13 protein-coding genes and 1 tRNA gene are annotated in these 17,841 nt (G+C 66.7%); 6 read left to right on the top strand and 8 right to left on the bottom strand.

The genetic code is table 11. The annotated features are described in order from the left end of the window. Positions 1-25: 25 nt before the first annotated feature. Positions 26-631: a cutinase family protein gene (locus tag AWB94_RS26675; protein WP_062657983.1), complete on the bottom strand. Its 606-nt coding sequence runs from the start codon at positions 629-631 to the stop codon at positions 26-28. 164 nt (positions 632-795) lie between these two features. Next, positions 796-871 (bottom strand) — tRNA-Arg (locus AWB94_RS26680). Between the two features lie 109 nt (positions 872-980). Here AWB94_RS26680 and AWB94_RS26685 point away from each other — a divergent pair. From AWB94_RS26685 to AWB94_RS26705, 5 genes are all read left to right on the top strand, one after another. Continuing rightward, positions 981-1,421: a group I intron-associated PD-(D/E)XK endonuclease gene (locus tag AWB94_RS26685; protein ID WP_062657946.1), complete on the top strand. Its 441-nt coding sequence runs from the start codon at positions 981-983 to the stop codon at positions 1,419-1,421. 118 nt (positions 1,422-1,539) lie between these two features. After that, a complete protein-coding gene (locus AWB94_RS26690) occupies positions 1,540-3,009 on the top strand; it encodes a wax ester/triacylglycerol synthase family O-acyltransferase (protein WP_062657945.1) in 1,470 nt (489 codons plus the stop codon). Beyond that, a complete protein-coding gene (locus tag AWB94_RS26695; protein ID WP_062657944.1) occupies positions 3,006-4,505 on the top strand; it encodes an HAD-IB family hydrolase/lysophospholipid acyltransferase family protein in 1,500 nt (499 codons plus the stop codon). Before AWB94_RS26690 ends, AWB94_RS26695 begins: the two co-directional genes overlap by 4 nt. Further along, positions 4,502-6,844 carry a glycerol-3-phosphate 1-O-acyltransferase gene (locus AWB94_RS26700; protein ID WP_062657943.1) on the top strand — a complete coding sequence of 781 codons (2,343 nt, stop codon included), beginning with the start codon at positions 4,502-4,504 and terminating at the stop codon, positions 6,842-6,844. Before AWB94_RS26695 ends, AWB94_RS26700 begins: the two co-directional genes overlap by 4 nt. Positions 6,845-6,867: 23 nt before the next feature. Further along, entirely contained in the window at positions 6,868-8,901 is a 2,034-nt protein-coding gene (locus tag AWB94_RS26705) for a bifunctional copper resistance protein CopD/cytochrome c oxidase assembly protein (RefSeq protein WP_062657942.1), read from the top strand. Here AWB94_RS26705 and AWB94_RS26710 read toward each other — a convergent pair. From AWB94_RS26710 to AWB94_RS26735, 6 genes are all read right to left on the bottom strand, one after another. Continuing rightward, positions 8,898-9,143, bottom strand: a complete 246-nt coding sequence (locus AWB94_RS26710) for a hypothetical protein (RefSeq protein WP_062657941.1) — start codon at positions 9,141-9,143, stop codon at positions 8,898-8,900. The genes AWB94_RS26705 and AWB94_RS26710 overlap by 4 nt on opposite strands. 241 nt (positions 9,144-9,384) lie before the next feature. Continuing rightward, positions 9,385-11,226: a Stk1 family PASTA domain-containing Ser/Thr kinase gene (pknB, locus tag AWB94_RS26715; RefSeq protein ID WP_062657940.1), complete on the bottom strand. Its 1,842-nt coding sequence runs from the start codon at positions 11,224-11,226 to the stop codon at positions 9,385-9,387. A gap of 108 nt (positions 11,227-11,334) precedes the next feature. Continuing rightward, positions 11,335-14,232, bottom strand: a complete 2,898-nt coding sequence (locus AWB94_RS26720; protein WP_062657939.1) for an MMPL/RND family transporter — start codon at positions 14,230-14,232, stop codon at positions 11,335-11,337. Beyond that, complete coding sequence (locus tag AWB94_RS26725; protein WP_062657938.1) at positions 14,229-14,681, bottom strand: MmpS family transport accessory protein; 453 nt, start codon at positions 14,679-14,681, stop codon at positions 14,229-14,231. The genes AWB94_RS26720 and AWB94_RS26725 overlap by 4 nt, the downstream gene beginning before the upstream one ends. 57 nt (positions 14,682-14,738) lie before the next feature. After that, positions 14,739-15,212: a MarR family winged helix-turn-helix transcriptional regulator gene (locus AWB94_RS26730; protein WP_064961334.1), complete on the bottom strand. Its 474-nt coding sequence runs from the start codon at positions 15,210-15,212 to the stop codon at positions 14,739-14,741. 129 nt (positions 15,213-15,341) lie between these two features. Next, the gene (locus tag AWB94_RS26735) at positions 15,342-15,926 is read right to left on the bottom strand and encodes a TetR/AcrR family transcriptional regulator (RefSeq protein ID WP_062657937.1); all 585 of its coding nucleotides are present in this window, start codon (positions 15,924-15,926) and stop codon (positions 15,342-15,344) included. A gap of 112 nt (positions 15,927-16,038) precedes the next feature. Here AWB94_RS26735 and AWB94_RS26740 point away from each other — a divergent pair, with 112 nt between their 5' ends. Beyond that, positions 16,039-17,814 carry an acyl-CoA dehydrogenase gene (locus tag AWB94_RS26740; protein WP_062657936.1) on the top strand — a complete coding sequence of 592 codons (1,776 nt, stop codon included), beginning with the start codon at positions 16,039-16,041 and terminating at the stop codon, positions 17,812-17,814. Positions 17,815-17,841 lie beyond the last annotated feature (27 nt).

Here is a 17,841-nt window from a genome sequence, read left to right on the forward strand (position 1 = left end):
GGCAAATCGGCTCCGAGGGCCCGGGTCACACCCGAGCGGCAATGAAACCGGCAGCTTGACCGGGGTAAGGCGGCGCCTCGTAGTTGCTGTGGGCTGCGCGGTCCCTGGAACCGGACGAGCAGATCGGGTCACCGGCGCTGCACAGGTCGATCGCCCGGCCCGCAAACTGCCCGCTGCCGGACAGCGGGGTGCCGAACCGTGCGCCCGGATTGCCGAACACCGCGACCGCCGCCACGGTGCCGGCCAGCCCGGGATCGAGGGCGGGCGCCGAACCGATGCTGCCGATCCGGTCACCGACCGGCGGGACACCGGCGAGCATCGACACCGCCGCCGCACCTTGCGAGAAGCCGCCGAGCACGATTCGGGTGCCGGGGCATTGACCGGCCATCCAGGCGATGTGGCCGCGGGCGTCGTCGGCGCCCACACCGGTGGTCAGAAAGTTGTAGCTGGCAGGGTAATTCACCGCGTACGCGCCCAGGGTGCGGCCGCCGAGCATCGGCTGCAGTGCGGCGAACAGCGCGTCGCCCACCCGGCCCATCCCGGGTGGTTCGGCGGTGCCGCGCGCGAAGACGAGCTCGACGTCGGGGCAGTCGTCGGCGGCCGCCACGGGGATGGGGACCGCCGCGAGCATGGCGGCAGGGAGGGCCGCGGCAACGATCAGCTGAGCCGCCATGGCACGGGCATTCACGAAGTCAGGGTGACATATCGGGAATGGCAGTCTGCGCCGAAACGGATTTGTCGGACCCACGAGCTATGGTGCGGTCACTGGGAAACGGCACCGACATTGATCGAGATTGGTACCCCCGACAGGATTCGAACCTGCAACCTACCGGGTAGAAGCCGGCTGCGCTATCCGTTGCGCCACGGGGGCAGAACACGGACGCACCGTAATTTACACGCCGCGGACGCCGTATCTCACCACCCGCCGCCCGCTTTGCGGTCGCGCGCCGAATCCGACGGAAAGACACGGAAAGACGTGGATGGCTCGACACCACACCAAAGACAAAGGTGATCTCGGCGTCGCCAAAGCGCACGCCGACCTCGTCGCCAAGGGATTCGACGTGCTGTTCCCTGCCACCGAGCATGCGCCGTTCGACCTCGTCGCACACTCCGACGGGGTCTTCCACCGCATCCAGGTGAAATACCGGTCGGCGCGCTCTGGCGTCCTGAACGTCAACCTCCGGTCCACCTGGTCCGACCGCCACGGGGTACACAGCACACCGATCGACAAGGCCTCCATCGACACCATCTGCATCTACTGCCCGGAGACCGACCAGTGCTACTACCTCCGGCCGGCCGACCACAACGCGTCCGTCACACTCCGGATCACGCCGGTCAAGAATGGTCAGCAGAAGCGGATCCTGAACGCGGCGGATTACCGCGAGCTGCCGGGGACCGACGAACATCGCGCCTCGGCCTGACGCCGGTGCGGTGCCCCAGTTACAGCTACGAAAGCCCCGCCGCGCCACCGCGGCGCGGACTAGCGTGGACGCTGCATGGCGCCCGACGGGAGAGCGCCGTGCAGGAGGAGTGCGCGCGATGAGCAACGTGCCGTTGGATGCGGCGGGGCTGCCCCAGAAACTGAACGGCGTCGACACACTGCTGCACCGCGGCGAGGCCAATCCACGAACCCGCTCGGGAATCATGGGTGTCGAACTGCTTGACCTCACCCCCGATTGGGAGCAGTTCCGCGCGGTGTTCGAGCAGGCCTCGCGCAAGGTGCTGCGGCTACGCCAGAAAGTGGTCATGCCTACCTTGCCGACGGCATCACCGCGGTGGGTGGTGGACCCCGACTTCAACCTGGACTTCCACGTGCGTCGGGTCCGGGCCCCCGAGCCCGGCACCCTGCGCGAGGTTCTCGACCTGGCCGAGGTCGCGCTGCAGACACCGATGGACATCACCCGGCCGTTGTGGACCGCGACCCTCGTGGAGGGCTTGGCCGACGGCCGGGCCGCGACCATCTTGCACCTCAGCCATGCCGTCGCCGACGGGGTCGGCACCGTCGAGATGTTCGCCAACATCTACAGCCTGGAGCGGGATACCCCGATCGGCGAGCTTGCGCCCCTGCCGATTCCGCAGGATCTGTCGTCCAACGACCTGATGAAGATGGGTATCAACCGGCTACCCATGAAGATCACCAACAGCGTGCTGGGCCTGATCGGGGGTGCGGTACACGCGGTCACCAACGTCGTGCGCGACCCGGCCGCCACGGTCAGCGGCGTCGTCGACTATGCGCTGTCGACCGCCCGGGTATCGCGGTCGGTGGCCGATCACTCACCGTTGCTGCGGCGGCGCAGCCTGTCCTCCCGCAGCGAGGCCATCGACATCGTCTTCTCCGACTTCCACCGGGCGGCCAAGGCTGCCGGCGGTTCCATCAACGATGCCTACCTGGCCGGGTTGTGCGGCGCCCTGCGGCACTACCACGAGGCCAAGGGCATCCCGATCGACACGCTGCCGATGGCGGTCCCGGTGAACTTGCGCGCCGAGGACGACCCGGCCGGCGGAAACCGTTTTGCCGGAATCAATCTCGCGGCGCCGGTAGGTGTCGCCGACCCCGAGCGGCGGATCAAGGCGATCCGTTCGCAGATGACCGACAAGCGCGAGGAACGGGCCATGGACATGGTCGGTACGCTCGCGCCGTTCATCAGTTTCCTGCCCGACGCCGTCCTCGAGTCGGCGGCCGGGTCGGTGGTCAACTCCGACGTGCAGGCCAGCAATGTGCCGGTGTACCCCGGCGACACCTTCATCGCGGGGGCAAAGGTGTTGCGGCACTACGGACTCGGTCCGCTACCCGGCGTGGCGATGATGGCGGTGCTGGTGTCGCGCGGCGGTTTCATCACGGTCACCACCCGCTATGACCGGGCCGCCTTCGTCGACGACGAGTTGTGGGCCCGCTGCCTGCTGCGGGGTTTCGACGAGATCCTGGCCCTCGGTGGGGACGGACGCGCCGTGGCGGCATCCTTCACCGCGCCGGAAACCGTGTCGTCGAACGGAAGTGCCGATAAATGACCGAGGCACGCCTGCCCGGCACCGTCGCCGAGATCGAGGCCAGCCCGCCGGGGCCCGAGGTCGGCGCGTTCTTCGACCTGGACGGCACCCTGGTGGCTGGGTTCACCGGGGTATTGATGACCCAGGACCGACTGCGCCGCGGGCAGATGAGCGTCGGTGAGTTCATCGGCATGGTGCAGGCCGGGCTCAACCATCAACATGGCCGTTCGGAGTTCGAGGACCTGATCGGCAAGGGCGCGCGGATGTTGCGCGGCAACTCGCTCTCGGATCTGGACGAACTGGGCGAGCGGCTGTTCGTCCAGCACGTGCGTAACCGCATGTATCCCGAGATGCGGGCGATCATCAGGGCGCACATGGCACGCGGGCACACCGTGGTGCTGAGTTCCTCGGCGCTGACCGTGCAGGTGGAACCCGTCGCTCGCTTCCTCGGCATCGACAATGTGCTGTGCAACGAGTTCGAGGTGGACGACGACGGACTGATCACCGGCGAGGTGCGGCAGCCGATCATCTGGGGTCCGGGTAAAGCGCATGCGGTGCAACGCTTTTCGGCCGCCAACGGGGTGGATCTGACCAAGAGCTACTTCTATGCCGACGGCGACGAGGACGTCGCGCTGATGTACGTGGTCGGCAATCCGCGGCCGACCAACCCCGGCGGCAAACTGGCCGCCGTCGCCCTCAAGCGCGGCTGGCCGATCCTGCGATTCCGCAGCCGCAGCGGCAGCAGCCCGGTCGCGCAGTTGCGCACGCTGGCCGGCCTGGCCACCATCCCGACGGTGGCGGCCGGCGCGATCGGGTTGGGCCTGCTCAACCGCGACAAGCGCACCGGCGTCAACTTCTTCACCTCGAACTGGAGCAAGCTGCTGATGTTGACCATCGGCATCGAGCTCAACGTGCTGGGGGAGGAGAACCTCACCGCACAACGGCCGGCCGTGTTCATCTTCAACCACCGCAACCAGGCCGACCCGTTCATTGCCGGCAGGTTGGTCCGGGACAACTTCACCAGCGTGGGGAAAAAAGAGCTCGAGCGCAACCCGCTGATGGGGCCACTGGGCAAGGTGATGGATGCCGCGTTCATCGACCGTGACGACACCCAAGCCGCGGTCGAAGGCCTGCGCAAGGTCGAAGAGCTTGCACGTAAAGGGATTTCGATCATGATCGCCCCGGAGGGCACCCGGCTGGACACCACCGAGGTCGGCCCGTTCAAGAAGGGTCCGTTCCGCATCGCGATGGCGGCCGGCATCCCGATCGTGCCGATCGTGATCCGTAATGCGGAGGTCATCGCCGCGCGGGATTCCAGCATCTTCAACGCCGGCACGGTCGACGTCGCGGTGTTTCCGCCCATCTCCACCGCCGACTGGACCCAGGAAAACCTGACCGAGCGCATCGCCGAGGTCCGCCAGCTTTATCTCGACACCCTGTCGTCCTGGCCGCGTGATCAGCTGCCCGAGGTTCCGCTGTACAAGCGCGGTGCCGACGCCCCGGAAGACCGCTCATGACAAGGCTTTCGGCCGATATCGAGGGCTTCAGCCCGACGGGTGACACCTTGGTACTCGCCTCGGTCGGGTCGCCGGCCGAGCAGGAGTTGCTCAGGGACTGGGTGGCGCAGCAGCGCCGGGAGCGGCCGGAGGCCCGCGTCGAGGTGCTGCACCTACCGGACTCCGACGAGCCGCCACCGACGGTGCTGGCCCAGCTGGTCGACAAGTTGTCCGCCGACCCGGACCGATCGGTGGTGCCGGTGCGGGTGTTCTGGGTGCCGGGCGGACTGCCCACCCGATCCAAGGTGGTGGCGCTCATCTCCGGCCGGGACACCTACCGTCCGCCGGAAATGCTGCAGCGCCGCATCCTGCGCAAGGACGCGTCACGGGCTCGGGTGGTCGCCGGTGAACCGGCCAAGGTGTCCGAACTGCGTCAACAGTGGAACGACACCACCACCGCCGAGAACCCGCGTGAATTCGCCCGCTTCGTGATCCGGCGGGCCATCCTGGCCATCGAGCGGGTGGAGCTGCGGCTGCTGGGCCCGGAGTACAAGTCACCGCGGCTGGTCAAACCGGAGATGTTGGCATCGGCCCGTTTTCGCGAGGGGTTGGACAAGATCCCGGGGGCGACCGTGGACAGGGCCGGCGAGATGCTCGACGAACTGTCCACCGGGTGGAGCCGGTTCTCGGTGGACCTCATCCCGACCTTGGGCCGGGCCATCTTCAGCCGTGGCTTCGACCCGAACATCGACTACGACCGCGACGAGATCGAGGTCATGCGTCGCGCCCTCGAAGTCCACCCGGCCGTCCTGTTGTTCTCGCATCGCTCCTATCTGGACGGGGTGATCGTCCCGGTCGCCATGCAGGAGAACCGGCTACCACCGGTGCACACCTTCGCCGGGATCAACCTGTCGTTCGGGGTGATGGGCCCGCTGATGCGGCACTCGGGCGTGATCTTCCTGCGCCGCAAGCTCGACGACCCGTTGTACAAGTACGTGCTGCGACAGTACGTCGGCTACATCGTGGAGAAGCGTTTCAACCTGAACTGGTCCATCGAGGGCACCCGGTCGCGTACCGGGAAGATGTTGCCGCCCAAGCTCGGCCTGCTGTCCTATGTCGCCGACGCCTATCTGGACGGCCGCAGTGAGGACATCTTGCTGCAGCCGGTGTCCATCAGTTTCGACCAGCTGCACGAGACCCAGGAGTACGCGGCCTACGCCCGCGGCGGCGAGAAGACACCCGAGGGTCTGAGCTGGCTGTACAACTTCGTCAAGGCCCAGGGCGAGCGTAATTACGGCAAGATCTACGTGCGCTTCCCCGAGGCGGTTTCGATGCGCCAGTACCTGGGGGAGCCGGGCGGCGCGATGAACGCCCACCCGGACGCCAAACGTCTGGCGATGCAGAAGATGGCGTTCGAGGTGGCCTGGCGTATCCAGCAGGTCACGCCGGTGAACGCCACCGGTCTGGTATCGGCACTGCTGCTCACCACTCGCGGTGTTGCGCTGACCTTGGGGCAGCTGCACCGCACCTTCGGCGACTCGCTGGATTACCTTGAGCGCAAGGGTATTCCGATGACGAACAGTGCCCTGCGGTTGCGCACCGTCGACGGGGTCCGGGCCGCCGTCGACGCGTTGTCCGGCGGGCATCCGGTGACCCGGATCGACGGCGGCCGCGAGCCGGTGTGGCGGATCGCGCCGGAGAACGAACACGAGGCGGCCTTCTACCGCAACACCCTCATCGCGTCCTTCCTGGAAACCTCGATCATCGAACTGGCTCTGGCGCACGCGGCTCGCGCCGAATCCGATCACCTGGAGGTGTTCTGGGCGCAGACGGCACGGTTACGGGATCTGCTGAAGTTCGAGTTCTACTTCGCCGATTCGGCGACGTTCCGCGACAACCTGACCAAGGAGATGTCGTGGACGCAGGATTGGGAGGAGCAGATCGCCTCCGGCCGCGACGGTATCGAGGCGCTGCTGCGCGCCAAACGGCCGCTGCTCGGCTCGGCCATGTTGCGTCCGTTCGTGGAGGCCTACGAGATCGTCGCCGACGTGCTGCGCGACGCCCCGGCGGATATCTCGGAAAAGGAGCTGACGAAGTTGGCGCTCGGAGTCGGTCGCCAGCAGGTGGCCCAGGGCAGGGTGCGCAGCAACGAGTCGGTGTCGGCGTTGTTGTTCGCGACCGCTCGTCAGGTGGCGGCCGACCAGAACCTGCTCGGGCGGGCACCCGACCTGTCCCAGCGGCGCGCCGATTTCCTGCGGGAACTGCGGGACATCCTGACCGATATGGACACCGTCGAGGCCGGATCGCGTGCCCAGTTCTACGAGCGCGAGAAAGCGGCCCAGCACGCCGCTGAGGTCTGACGGCCACCCCATACCCTGGGGGGATGACGTCCATCCAGCGAGGAGCCGACAGCGGACCCCGCGCGAGGCCCGCGCCACCCGGCGCCGTATGGCCCGTTCTGTTCGGTGTCGCGATGCTGGCCGGTGCCGTGGCGGCCGGGCTGGGCGGGTTGTCGCTGGCCGATGCCCTGACCGCCACCGGTCTGCCTGATCCGGGTCCGGTCACCACCTACGGTCTGCCGTTCGTCCGGGCCGTGGGGGAGATCGCTGCCGCCGTCGCCGTCGGTTCGTTCCTGCTGGCCGCGTTCCTGGTGCCGCCGCAGGCCAGCGGCGTGCTCGACGTCGCGGGGTACCGCGCCCTGCGGGCGGGCACCCTGGCGTCGGGCATCTGGACGGTGTGCGCGGTGCTGCTGGTGCCCCTGACGGTGTCCGATATCACCGGCCAGCCGTTGCTCAGCAAGCTCGGTTTGGCCGACATCTGGTCGGTGGCCGGCCTGGTCGAGACCGCGGGCACCTGGCGGTGGACCGCCCTGTTCGCCGCGGTGGTTACCGTCGTGAGCATTCCGGTGCTGCGGTGGTCGTGGACGCCGGTGCTGTGCGCGGGGGCCGTGTTCACCCTGGTGCCGCTGGCGTTGTCGGGACATTCCTCGGCCGGTGGTTCCCACGACCTGGCCACCAACAGCCTGTTCATCCACCTGGTCGCCGGGGTGGTGTGGGCCGGCGGACTGATGGCGCTGTGGGCGCTGGCGATCCGTGGCGGCGCACACACCGATCTGGCCGCGCGCCGGTTCTCGGCGATCGCCCTGTGCTGTTTCGTGGCGATGGGGTTCTCCGGCGTCATCAACGCCTTCGTCCGGCTGCGCCCGGGCGACCTGCTGCACAGCAGCTACGGCTGGCTGATCATCGGCAAGGTGGTCGCCCTGCTCGTGCTCGGGGCGCTCGGGTTCTGGCAGCGGCGCACCGCGGTGCGGGCATTGGCCGTCGACCCGCAGAACCGACGACCCCTGATCAGGCTGGCCCTGGTCGAGTCGCTGGTGTTCGGTGTCACCTTCGGCATCGCCGTCGCGCTGGGCCGCACGCCGCCGCCACCGCCACCGGTGGCCAACCCGTCGGTCACCGCGGTGGAGATCGGCTACGACCTGGCCGGCCCGCCGACGGTGGCGCGAATCCTGTTCGACTGGCGTTTCGACCTGATCTTCGGCACCGCAGCCATCCTGTTCGCCGCCTTCTATGTGGCCGGGGTGATCCGGCTGCGCCGGCGCGGTGACGCCTGGCCCGTCGGCCGGACCATCGCCTGGCTGTGCGGCTGCGCGGTGCTGCTGTTCGCCACGTCGTCGGGGTTGGGCCGGTACATGCCGGCCATGTTCAGCATGCACATGGGTGCGCACATGCTGCTGTCGATGCTCTCACCCGTGCTCCTGGTGCTCGGGGCTCCGGTGACGCTGGCGCTGCGCGCGCTGCCGACGGCCGGCCGCGGCGCCCCGCCGGGCATGCGGGAATGGTTGCTGGCCGCGCTGCACAGCCGGGTATCGCAGGTGCTCACCAACCCGATCGTGGCCACGGCCTTGTTCGTCGGCGGCTTCTACGGCCTGTACTTCGGTGGCATCTTCGACGCGGTGGCCGGGATTCATGCCGCCCACGTGGCGATGAACCTGCACTTCCTGCTGTCCGGCTACCTGTTCTACTGGGTGGTCATCGGGATCGATCCGACCCCACGGCCCCTACCGGCGCTGGGCAAGCTGGCCATGGTGTTCGGCTCGCTGCCCCTGCACGCATTCTTCGGCGTCGTGTTGATGGGCACCCAGACCGTGATGGCCGAGGGCTTCTACAAATCACTGCAGCTGGACTGGCACACCGACCTGCTCGGCGACCAGCGTCTCGGCGGCGGAATCGCCTGGTCGGCCGGTGAGGTGCCGCTGGTGCTGGTCATGTTGGCGCTGTTGATCCAGTGGCGGCGCAGCGACGACCGCACCGCCAAGCGACTCGATCGGGCCGCCGACCGCGATGAGGACGCCGACCTGACCGCCTACAACGCGATGCTGGCAAAGCTGGCCGAGCAGGAGTCCGGTCGAGGTTAGCCGGGCAGGCCCTGCTCCTCGGTGGGCAGCGGCGCCGGGCCGGTGATCTGCGGTGCCGCGCTCATCATCGGCGGGCGCACCTCGGCCGGCGCACCCGGGGTGTTCGTAACGGTCACACCGGTCTCCATGCCCGCCGCCGAATGCATATCCGGCGAGGACAGCGCGGCGGTGCCGGCCAACGCGGCCAGCGCCACTGCGCTGGCGGCCGCACCGATCAAGGACGCGAGAGTCAGACCCTTCATATTCGTTCCCCTATGTATTTTTTGCGTCAATTCCCGTGGGCCGGGGCGGTCAAAACCGCCGTTTACTGGCCCTTTCTTATACAAGAAGTTATATAGGGTAACGATCAGAAAGTCCAACAGCGGGCTGCCGTTTCCTTTTGTGGGCCAAAGATCACTGCCGCAGGGCTTTTCGTCGCTCCGGTGACGGTGGCCTTTGTATGCGCAGGCCTATGCAAAGGTGGCCGACATCACGCCTGCGGACTCAGGAGCCGTAGTTCACCGTGATGGCGCCGTCGCGGTTCACCGGAACACCGGGCGCCGGGTCCTGCTGCACCACCTTGTTACGGTTCTGCGGGCCTGCGTCGATATCCGGTCCCTTGTCCAGCCGCCCGACGAACCCGAAGCTCGCCAGGTATGCGACCAGGTCGTTGTAGAAAAAGTTGGTCACGACGGGCATCGGGAACTGGTTGCCCCGCGAAACCTTGACGGTGATCGGCGCGTCCGAGGCCACCGAAGCGCCCGCGGGCGGATCGGTGCTCGCCACCTGCCCTACCGGCAGGGTGCTGTCGGCGTCGGTGCGCAAAATGGTGGTGAAGCCCGCGGTGCCCAGGTTCTGCCTGGCCTGGTCCTCGGTCTGGCCGGTCACGTCGGGCACCTGACGTGTCGCCGGGCCGGAACCGACGACGATGACGATCTCATTGCTGGTGGCCGAATCCTGCTGCGCCGCAGGGATGGTCTCGACCACGCGGTCCTTCTGCTCGGCTTTGGACGCCTGCGACGTGCGCCGGACGTTGTCGAATCCGGCATCGCGCAAGGTGCGTACCGCGTCGTCGTAGGTCAGCGTCGAGACGTCGGGGATGCGGCGCTGCTCGGGACCGGTCGATACGTTCACGGTCACATCGCTGCCCGAGGCCACCGGGGCGTCGGCGGCCGGATCGGTGTCGATCACCCGCCCGGCTTCCACCGACCCGTCCGGTTTGGTGTCCACCTGCGGGGTCAGGCCCCGGTCCTGCAACCGGCTCACCGCGTCCTGGCGGGTCAGCCCGTGCACGTCGGGCACCTGCACCCGGTTCATGGTGCCCACGACGTACACCCCGGCGAGCACCAGCAGCGTCACCGCCGCGAGCGCACCGGTGATCAGCCAGCGTCGCGATGAGCCGCGGCGCTCCTGCACCGGCAGCTGCAACGTGTGTGGGTGCGGATCGCCGATCGCGGGCGTCTCGTCGGTGTCGGCCGGCGGCTGCGCCGGCGCCTCCGGCGCCTTCCCGCTGCCGACCCGCAGCAGGTCGGCATGCATTTCGGCGGCGCTCTGGTAACGCTTGTCGGGTTTCTTCGCCAGCGCCTTGAGCACCACCGCATCGAGTTCGGGGGAGATGCCCGCGCGCCGTTGCGACGGCGGCACCGGCCGCTCTCGGACATGCTGGTAGGCCACCGCCAATGGGGTGTCGCCGGTGAAAAGCGCTTGACCGGTGAGCATTTCGTACAGCACGCAGCCGAGCGAGTAGACATCGGTGCGGGCGTCGACCTCCTGGCCGCGGGCCTGCTCCGGGGAGAAGTACTGGGCGGTGCCCACGACGGCCGACGTCGCGGTCAGCCGGTCGCCGGTGGTGGCGTTCATGGCGTGCGCGATCCCGAAGTCCATCACCTTCACCGCTCCGGTGGGGGTGATCATGATGTTCGCCGGCTTGATGTCGCGGTGGACGATTCCCCGGTTGTGGCTGAACTCCAGCGCCGTACACACCTCGGCGATGATCGAGATCGCCCGGTGCGGGGCCATCGCACCGTGCTGCTGGATCAGCTTGCCGACCGTCTGCCCCTCGACAAACTCCATGACCAGGAAAGGCAGCTTCCCGGTCGGGGTGTCTGCCTCCCCGGTGTCGAACACCGCCACGATCGACGGGTGGTTGAGCGCGGCGGTGTGCTTGGCCTCGCGGCGAAAGCGCTGAGAGAAACTCGGGTCGCGGACCAGGTCGGCACGCAAGATCTTGATGGCCACGTCACGGTGCAGCCGCACGTCGCGCGCCCGATGCACCTCCGACATTCCGCCGAAACCGAGGATTTCGCCCAGCTCGTAGCGGTCGGTCAACTGCTGCGGCACCGTCATCGCAGTGTCTCGCTCACGCTGTTGCCGTCACGTCCCACGCCCTTGATCATCTCTCAACATGGACGCGGCGGGTCCGACACCCCGGTCAGACCCGCCGCGACCTGTGCACTAGCCCTGAACGGGCAGCGTCTCGGTGTCGGCGTCGCGGGACGGTGGCCGCTTCGGCCGGTACGGCACGAACTGGTAGTCACCGCGCGGGTAGACCACCTGCGGCCACCAGAACCAGCGGCCCAGCATGGTGGCGATGGACGGCATGAGCAGCGACCGCACGATGAACGTGTCGATCAGCAGGCCGATGGCGATGGTCGACCCCATCTGGGCCAGCACGATCAACTTGCTGGCCATCATCCCGGCCATGGTGGCCGCGAACACCAGACCCGCCGAGGTCACCACCCCACCGGTGCCGGCCATCGATCGGATGATGCCCGTCTTCAAGCCGGCGTGGATCTCGTCCTTGAACCGCGAGACCAACAGCAGGTTGTAGTCCGAGCCCACCGCCAACAGGATGATCACCGACATCAGCATGACCAGCCACTGCACCTGGATCCCGAACAGGTCCTGCCACAACAGCACCGAGATGCCGAACGACGCCGCGATGGAGCTGCCCGCCGTCCCGACAATCACGAGTGCGGCCACCGCGCTGCGGGTCAGGATGAGCATGATCATGAAGATCAGCGTCAGCGACGACACCACGGCGATCATCAGGTCATAGCGTGCGCCGTCGGCCATGTCCTTATAGGTCGCCGCGACGCCACCGAGATAGATCCTGGCTTCCGACAGCGACGACATCTTCAGAGCTTCCTGCGCGGCCTTGCGCTCGGATTCCACCCGGGCGATACCCTCCACCGTGGCCGGATCGGTCTGGTGGGTGATGAACATCCGCGCCGACTTGCCGTCCGGCGACAGGAACATCTTCAGGCCGCGTTCGAAATCGGGATTCTGGAAGGCCTCCGGGGGCAGGTAGAACAGGTCGTCGTTCTTGGCGCCGTCGAAGGCCGCACCCATGGACAGTGCGGTGTCGTTCATCGCCTGCATCTGGTCGATCAGCGCCTTCTGCGAGTTGTAGGACGCCAGCGACAGATCCCGGCTGGTCTCCATCGACGCGATCGTCTGCGGCAACAACGCGGTCAGCTTCGGGGCGAGGTCGGCCAGTTTGTCGGTGTTGACCTGAACCTCTCCGGTCTTGTCCGTCAGTTGGTCGATCCCGTCGAGGGCGTCGAACACCGAACGGGCAGCGGCGCACATCGGGATGTCGAAACAGTGCGGTTCCCAGTAGAAGTAGTTACGCAGCGGGCGGAACTGGTCGTCGAAATTCGCGATGTTGTCGCGCACCTGCTCGGTGACCTGCAGCAGTTCCTGCGATTTGGCGGCCGAGGCCTGGGTGAGCTGGGTCTGCTCGAGCGACAGCGCGTACTGCTTCTTCAGGATGTCGATCGAGACGTTGGTCGCGTCGATCATCCTCCGCTGGTCTTCCAGCTGCTTGCGCTGGAACGGCAGATTCAGGTTACTGGTCTGCCCCGAGATGCTGGTCTGGAACGGAATCGAGCTGTGCTGGATGGGGATTCCCAGCGGCCGGGTGATGTTCTGCACCATGGCAATGCCTTCGACATGCATCACGTTGCTGGAAATCTTGTTCAGCACCAGCATGTCCGCGGGATTGCGCATATCGTGGTCGGCCTCCACCATCAGGATGTCCGGGTTCATCCTGGCTTGTGAGAAGTGCCGTTCGGCGGCCGCGAAGCCGATGTTCACCGGGGCGTCCTTGGGCAGGTAGTACTGGTCGTTGTACGCCGGCTTGTAGCCGGGGATGGCCACGATGCCGATCAGCACCACGAACAGGCTGGCGACGAAAATCGGTGCGGGCCAACGCACCACTGCCGTTCCGACCTTGCGCCAGAACGTGCTCTGTGGTGGCCGCTTGGACTCGTACAGCCCGACACGGCTGCCGAGGTAGAGCACGGCGGGCCCCAGCGTCGCCGCGATCACGACCACCACCACCATGCCGATCGCGACCGGGGCGCCCATGGTGGAGAAGTACGGCAGGCGGCAGAAGCTCAGGCAGTACGTCGCGCCCGCGATGGTCAGCCCGGAACCGACGATCACCGGCGCCACGGACTTGAAGGTGGCGTAGTAGGACTCGTCGCGGTCCAGGCCAAGGCCACGGTCTTCGCGATACCGGCCGAAGATGAAGATGCCGTAGTCGGTGGCTGCGGCGATCGCCAGCATGGTCAGGATGTTGCCCGCGAAGGTGGTCAGCCCGAACACGTTGTGGGTGGCCAACACCGACACCACACCGCGCGCGGTGAGCAGGGCCAGGAAGGTCAGGAACAACTGGACCAGCGTGGTCCTGATCGAGCGGTAGACCACCAGCAGCATGGCGGCGATCGCGACGAGGGTGATCAGGGTGATCTCGGCCAGGCTCGCGTTGCCGATGACGTGCAGGTCGTCGGTCAAGGCGGCCGGGCCGGCGACGTACGCCTGTACTCCCGGCGGGGCCTTGGTCTCCTCGATGACCTTGCGGACGGCGTCCACGCCCTCGTTGGCCAGGGTCATGCCCTGTTCGCCGGCGAGGTTGATCATCACGTAAGACGCCTTGCCGTCGGCGCTTTGGGCTCCGGCCGCCGTCAGCGTGTCACCCCAGAAGTCCTGGATGTGCTGGATGTGTTCGGGATCCTGCTCCAGTTTGTGGATGATCTCGTCGTAGTACTTGTGCGCATCCGGCCCCAGCGGCTGCTGGCCTTCGATGACGACCATGATGGTGCTGTTGGAATTGAACTCCTTGAAGTTCCCGCCCATCAGCTTCATCGCCTGCATGGACGGCGCGTCCTCGGGAGCCATTGGCGCGGCGTGCAATTCGCCGACCACCTCCAGCTGGGGTGCGATCACGTTCACCACGACGGCGATCACGATCCAGGCCAGCACGATCGGCCAGGCCAGGATGCGGATCAGGCGGGGAAAGGCGGCCCGCTTCGGCGTGCCGGTGGATTCGGTTGTGGTCGTGGTCATGCGGATTTCACCAAGCAGTAGGTCTGGGCGTTGACACCATTGGCGCTCTGCTCCTCACGGACAATGCCGTTGACGGTGACCCGGCAGCCGATCGCGTCGCTGCTGGACTCGCTGTCGCTGCGCGCCATCAGGTTGGCGCTGACGGTCGGCAGCGTGGTGGACAAGGTGACCGACCAGGGCAGTGGCGCACTGACCGAATGCACGTTGGCGTCCGGGTCGAAATAGCTGATCTCGGCCGAGCTTCCAGGTGGCCCGTACACCTCGTAGACCAGTATCTTCGGGTTGAACTGGACGATCTCGATACCCGCGCCGGCGTTTGCGTTCAGGTCCTGCGACCCGAACATCTTGTGCAGCCGCGAGACCACCAGGCCCGAGACGGCCAGCACGATGACCAGGACCACCGGGATCCACGCCTTCTTCAGCGCGCGACCAACTGGAACTTTCTTCACCCCAACCTCTTTCACCGTTCAACCGGTTACGCACCCCGCGGTCATGTCGTCGTCGCCTCAGTCGGGCGCGGCGTCCTCCGTGTCCGCCGCGGCGGCGAGCTTGGCCAGCAGCGGTGCGGCGACGCGCGCCGCGAGCCACAGTGTGTCCGCCTCGTCCGGGTCCAATGTCTGCAGAAGGTCGCGCAGCCGCTGGCGGCGTAGCCGCCGACGATCGTCGAGCAGAGCCTGGCCATGCTCGGTGATCCCGATGAGGCAGGCGCGTCCGTCCTCCGGATCGGGCACCCGGCCGACCAGATCGGCGCGCGCCAGGCGCTGCATCAACTGTGTCATCGACGGTTGGCTCACGCCTTCCTTGGCGGCCAGCACGGTCAGCCGGATCGGTCCTTCCCGGGAAACCCGATGCATGGCGTAGGCCGCGGAGGCGCTCAGCTCGGCCCGATCCGAGAGAAAACGCGCGGTCAGGTCCGTTGCATCGTCGAGCAACTGGCCGATGCTCTCCCGTGCATGGTCGTCGGGCCGGGGCGATTCCACACCGTATCTATATCACGAAGCTTATCTAATCGATAGCTGAGTCACAGGATCGAGCTGTGGACATGCTGTCAGTGTCGTCATCCGCGGGGAAACTTGATGCGGTGCGTGATGTAGTGCGTGCGGCCCGGCTCAGCGCACGAGGCGCTCGGCGATGTCTGCGTAGAGTTCGCCGAGCTTGACCGCGTCGTGGTGCTTCTTGGAGGGGAACCAGCGGCACACGTCGACGCACAGCGAGGAGATCGCCATGGCGATCTCGTCGACACTGTCGACGCCGAATTCGCCGGCGCGGACGCCGCCGGCGATGATGTCGGTCAGCACCGCGGTCACGTCGTGCCGCAGTGGCGCGATCTTGCGGTAGTGGGCGGTGGTCAGGCCGTGTAGTTCGTACTGCACGACGCGGGCCTGCTTGTGATTCTCCGCGTGCCAGCGCGCGAACGCGGCGACGACCGCACGGAGACGCTCGCTGAAGTTCGGGGTCGACGGGTCCGCCTGCTTGAGGGCGGCCAGCAGGCTGCTGTGGCCCTCCAGTGCGATGGCGAAGAGCAGCTCCTCTTTCGACCGGTAGTGCGGGTACATGGCCGTCGCGCTCATGTTGAGGCGTTTGGCGATCTGGCGGGTGGAGCTGCCCCCGTACCCCGACTCGGCGAACGCCTCGATGGCAGCCCGCCGCATGCGTTCTGCCGCAGCTGAATCCGAAGATCGGTCGATGGCCATGACGATGGGTGATCTTACACACAATTGACATCGGCGGCGCCGGCGGCGGAATATTAGCGAACGCTCATCAAATGAGCGATCGCTAATATCTGTCGATCCGAAAGGCGCCACCATGGCCGACTTTCTCTCTCGTCGCGACATCGACTTCCTGCTGCACGAGTGGCTCGATGTCACCGCGCTGACCAAGCGTGATCATTTCGCCGAACACTCCAGGGACACGTTCGACGCCGTACTCGATCTTTCTGCCGACATCGCAGCCAAACTCTTTGCTCCCCACAACAAAAAGGGCGACCAGATCCAGCCGGTCGTGGGGTCCGACGGTTCGGTTGTGCTGATCGACGAGATCAAGGAAGCGCTGGACGCGTTCAGTGCCGCGGGGTTGATGGCGGGTCCGTTCGACGAGGCGATCGGTGGGATGCAGCTGCCCACGGTGGTGTCGCAGGCGGCGCTGGCCTTTGCGCGTGCGGCCAACCCCAGCACCACCGCCTACGCCTTCTTGACGATGGGGAATGCCAACCTGCTCGCCGAATACGGTTCCCGGGAGCAGATCGACACCTGGGTGCGCCCCATGCTGGAGGGTCGCTACTTCGGCACGATGTGCCTGTCGGAACCCGAAGCCGGATCCTCCCTGGCGGACATCACCACGAAAGCGGTCCGCACACCCGACGGCACCTACCGGGTGACGGGCACCAAGATGTGGATCACCGGCGGTGACCACGAGTTGACCGAGAACATCGTGCATCTCGTGCTCGCCAAGGCGCCCGGCGGCGGTCCGGGTGTCAAGGGCATCTCGCTGTTCATCGTGCCGAAATTCCTTCCGGACGGCACACGTAACGACGTGGCGCTGGTGAGCCTGAACCACAAGATGGGCAACCACGCGACGACGAACGCGCTGCTGAACTTCGGCGACGGAACCTACCCGGTCGGTGGCGTCGAGGGCGCCGTCGGCTATTTGGTCGGCGAGGAGCACAAGGGCCTGGCCTACATGTTCCACATGATGAACGAGGCCCGGATGGCGGTCGGATTGCAGGCGACCGCAACCGGTTACGCCGGATATCTGGCATCACTGGAGTACGCCAAGCAGCGCACCCAAGGCCGACCCGTCGGCAACAAGGATGCGACCGTGCGACCGGTGGCTCTGATCGAACATGCCGACGTCAAGCGAATGCTGTTGGCGCAGAAGTCATATGTCGAAGGCGGATTGGCGCTGGGACTGTACTGCGCGCACCTGGTTGATGAAGCCCGAACCGGGGCCGACGGGGAGCGTGACCGCGCGCATCTGCTTCTTGAGGTCCTGACGCCCATCGCCAAGAGCTGGCCGTCGCAGTGGTGTCTGGAGGCCAACAGCCTGGCGATCCAGATTCATGGCGGCTACGGGTACACAACGGAATTCGACGTCGAGCAGTACTACCGGGACAACCGCCTGAACGCCATCCACGAAGGTACCCACGGCATCCACGGCCTGGACCTGCTCGGCCGAAAGGTCGTCATGCAGGACGGGGCGGGCCTGGCCCTGCTCGTCGCACGGATCGGCGAAACCATCGACAGGGCCGCGGCCACCGACTACGCCGCCACGCAGGCCGGTGCGCTCCGGCAGGCCGTCCAACGCCTCCAGGAAGTCACCGCGATCCTCTGGTCGGCCGATGACATCGCCACCACCCTCGCGAACGCGACGGTGTACATGGAAGCGGTGGGTCACGTCGTGGTGGCCTGGCTGTGGCTGGAGCAACTCCTCGCGGCCAGCGACAACCAAGGGAGCTTCTATGACGGGAAGCGCGCCGCGGCGCAGTATTTCTTCACCTACGAGCTGCCCAAGGTCGGTCCGCAGTTCGACCTGCTGGCATCGCTGGACCGCGTGACCGTCGAAGCCCGGCCCGACTGGTTCTGAGCCGGCTATACCGCTCCGGCCGCGATG

The sequence above is a fragment of the Mycolicibacterium canariasense genome (assembly GCF_002101555.1).
Classification (GTDB): domain Bacteria; phylum Actinomycetota; class Actinomycetes; order Mycobacteriales; family Mycobacteriaceae; genus Mycobacterium; species Mycobacterium canariasense.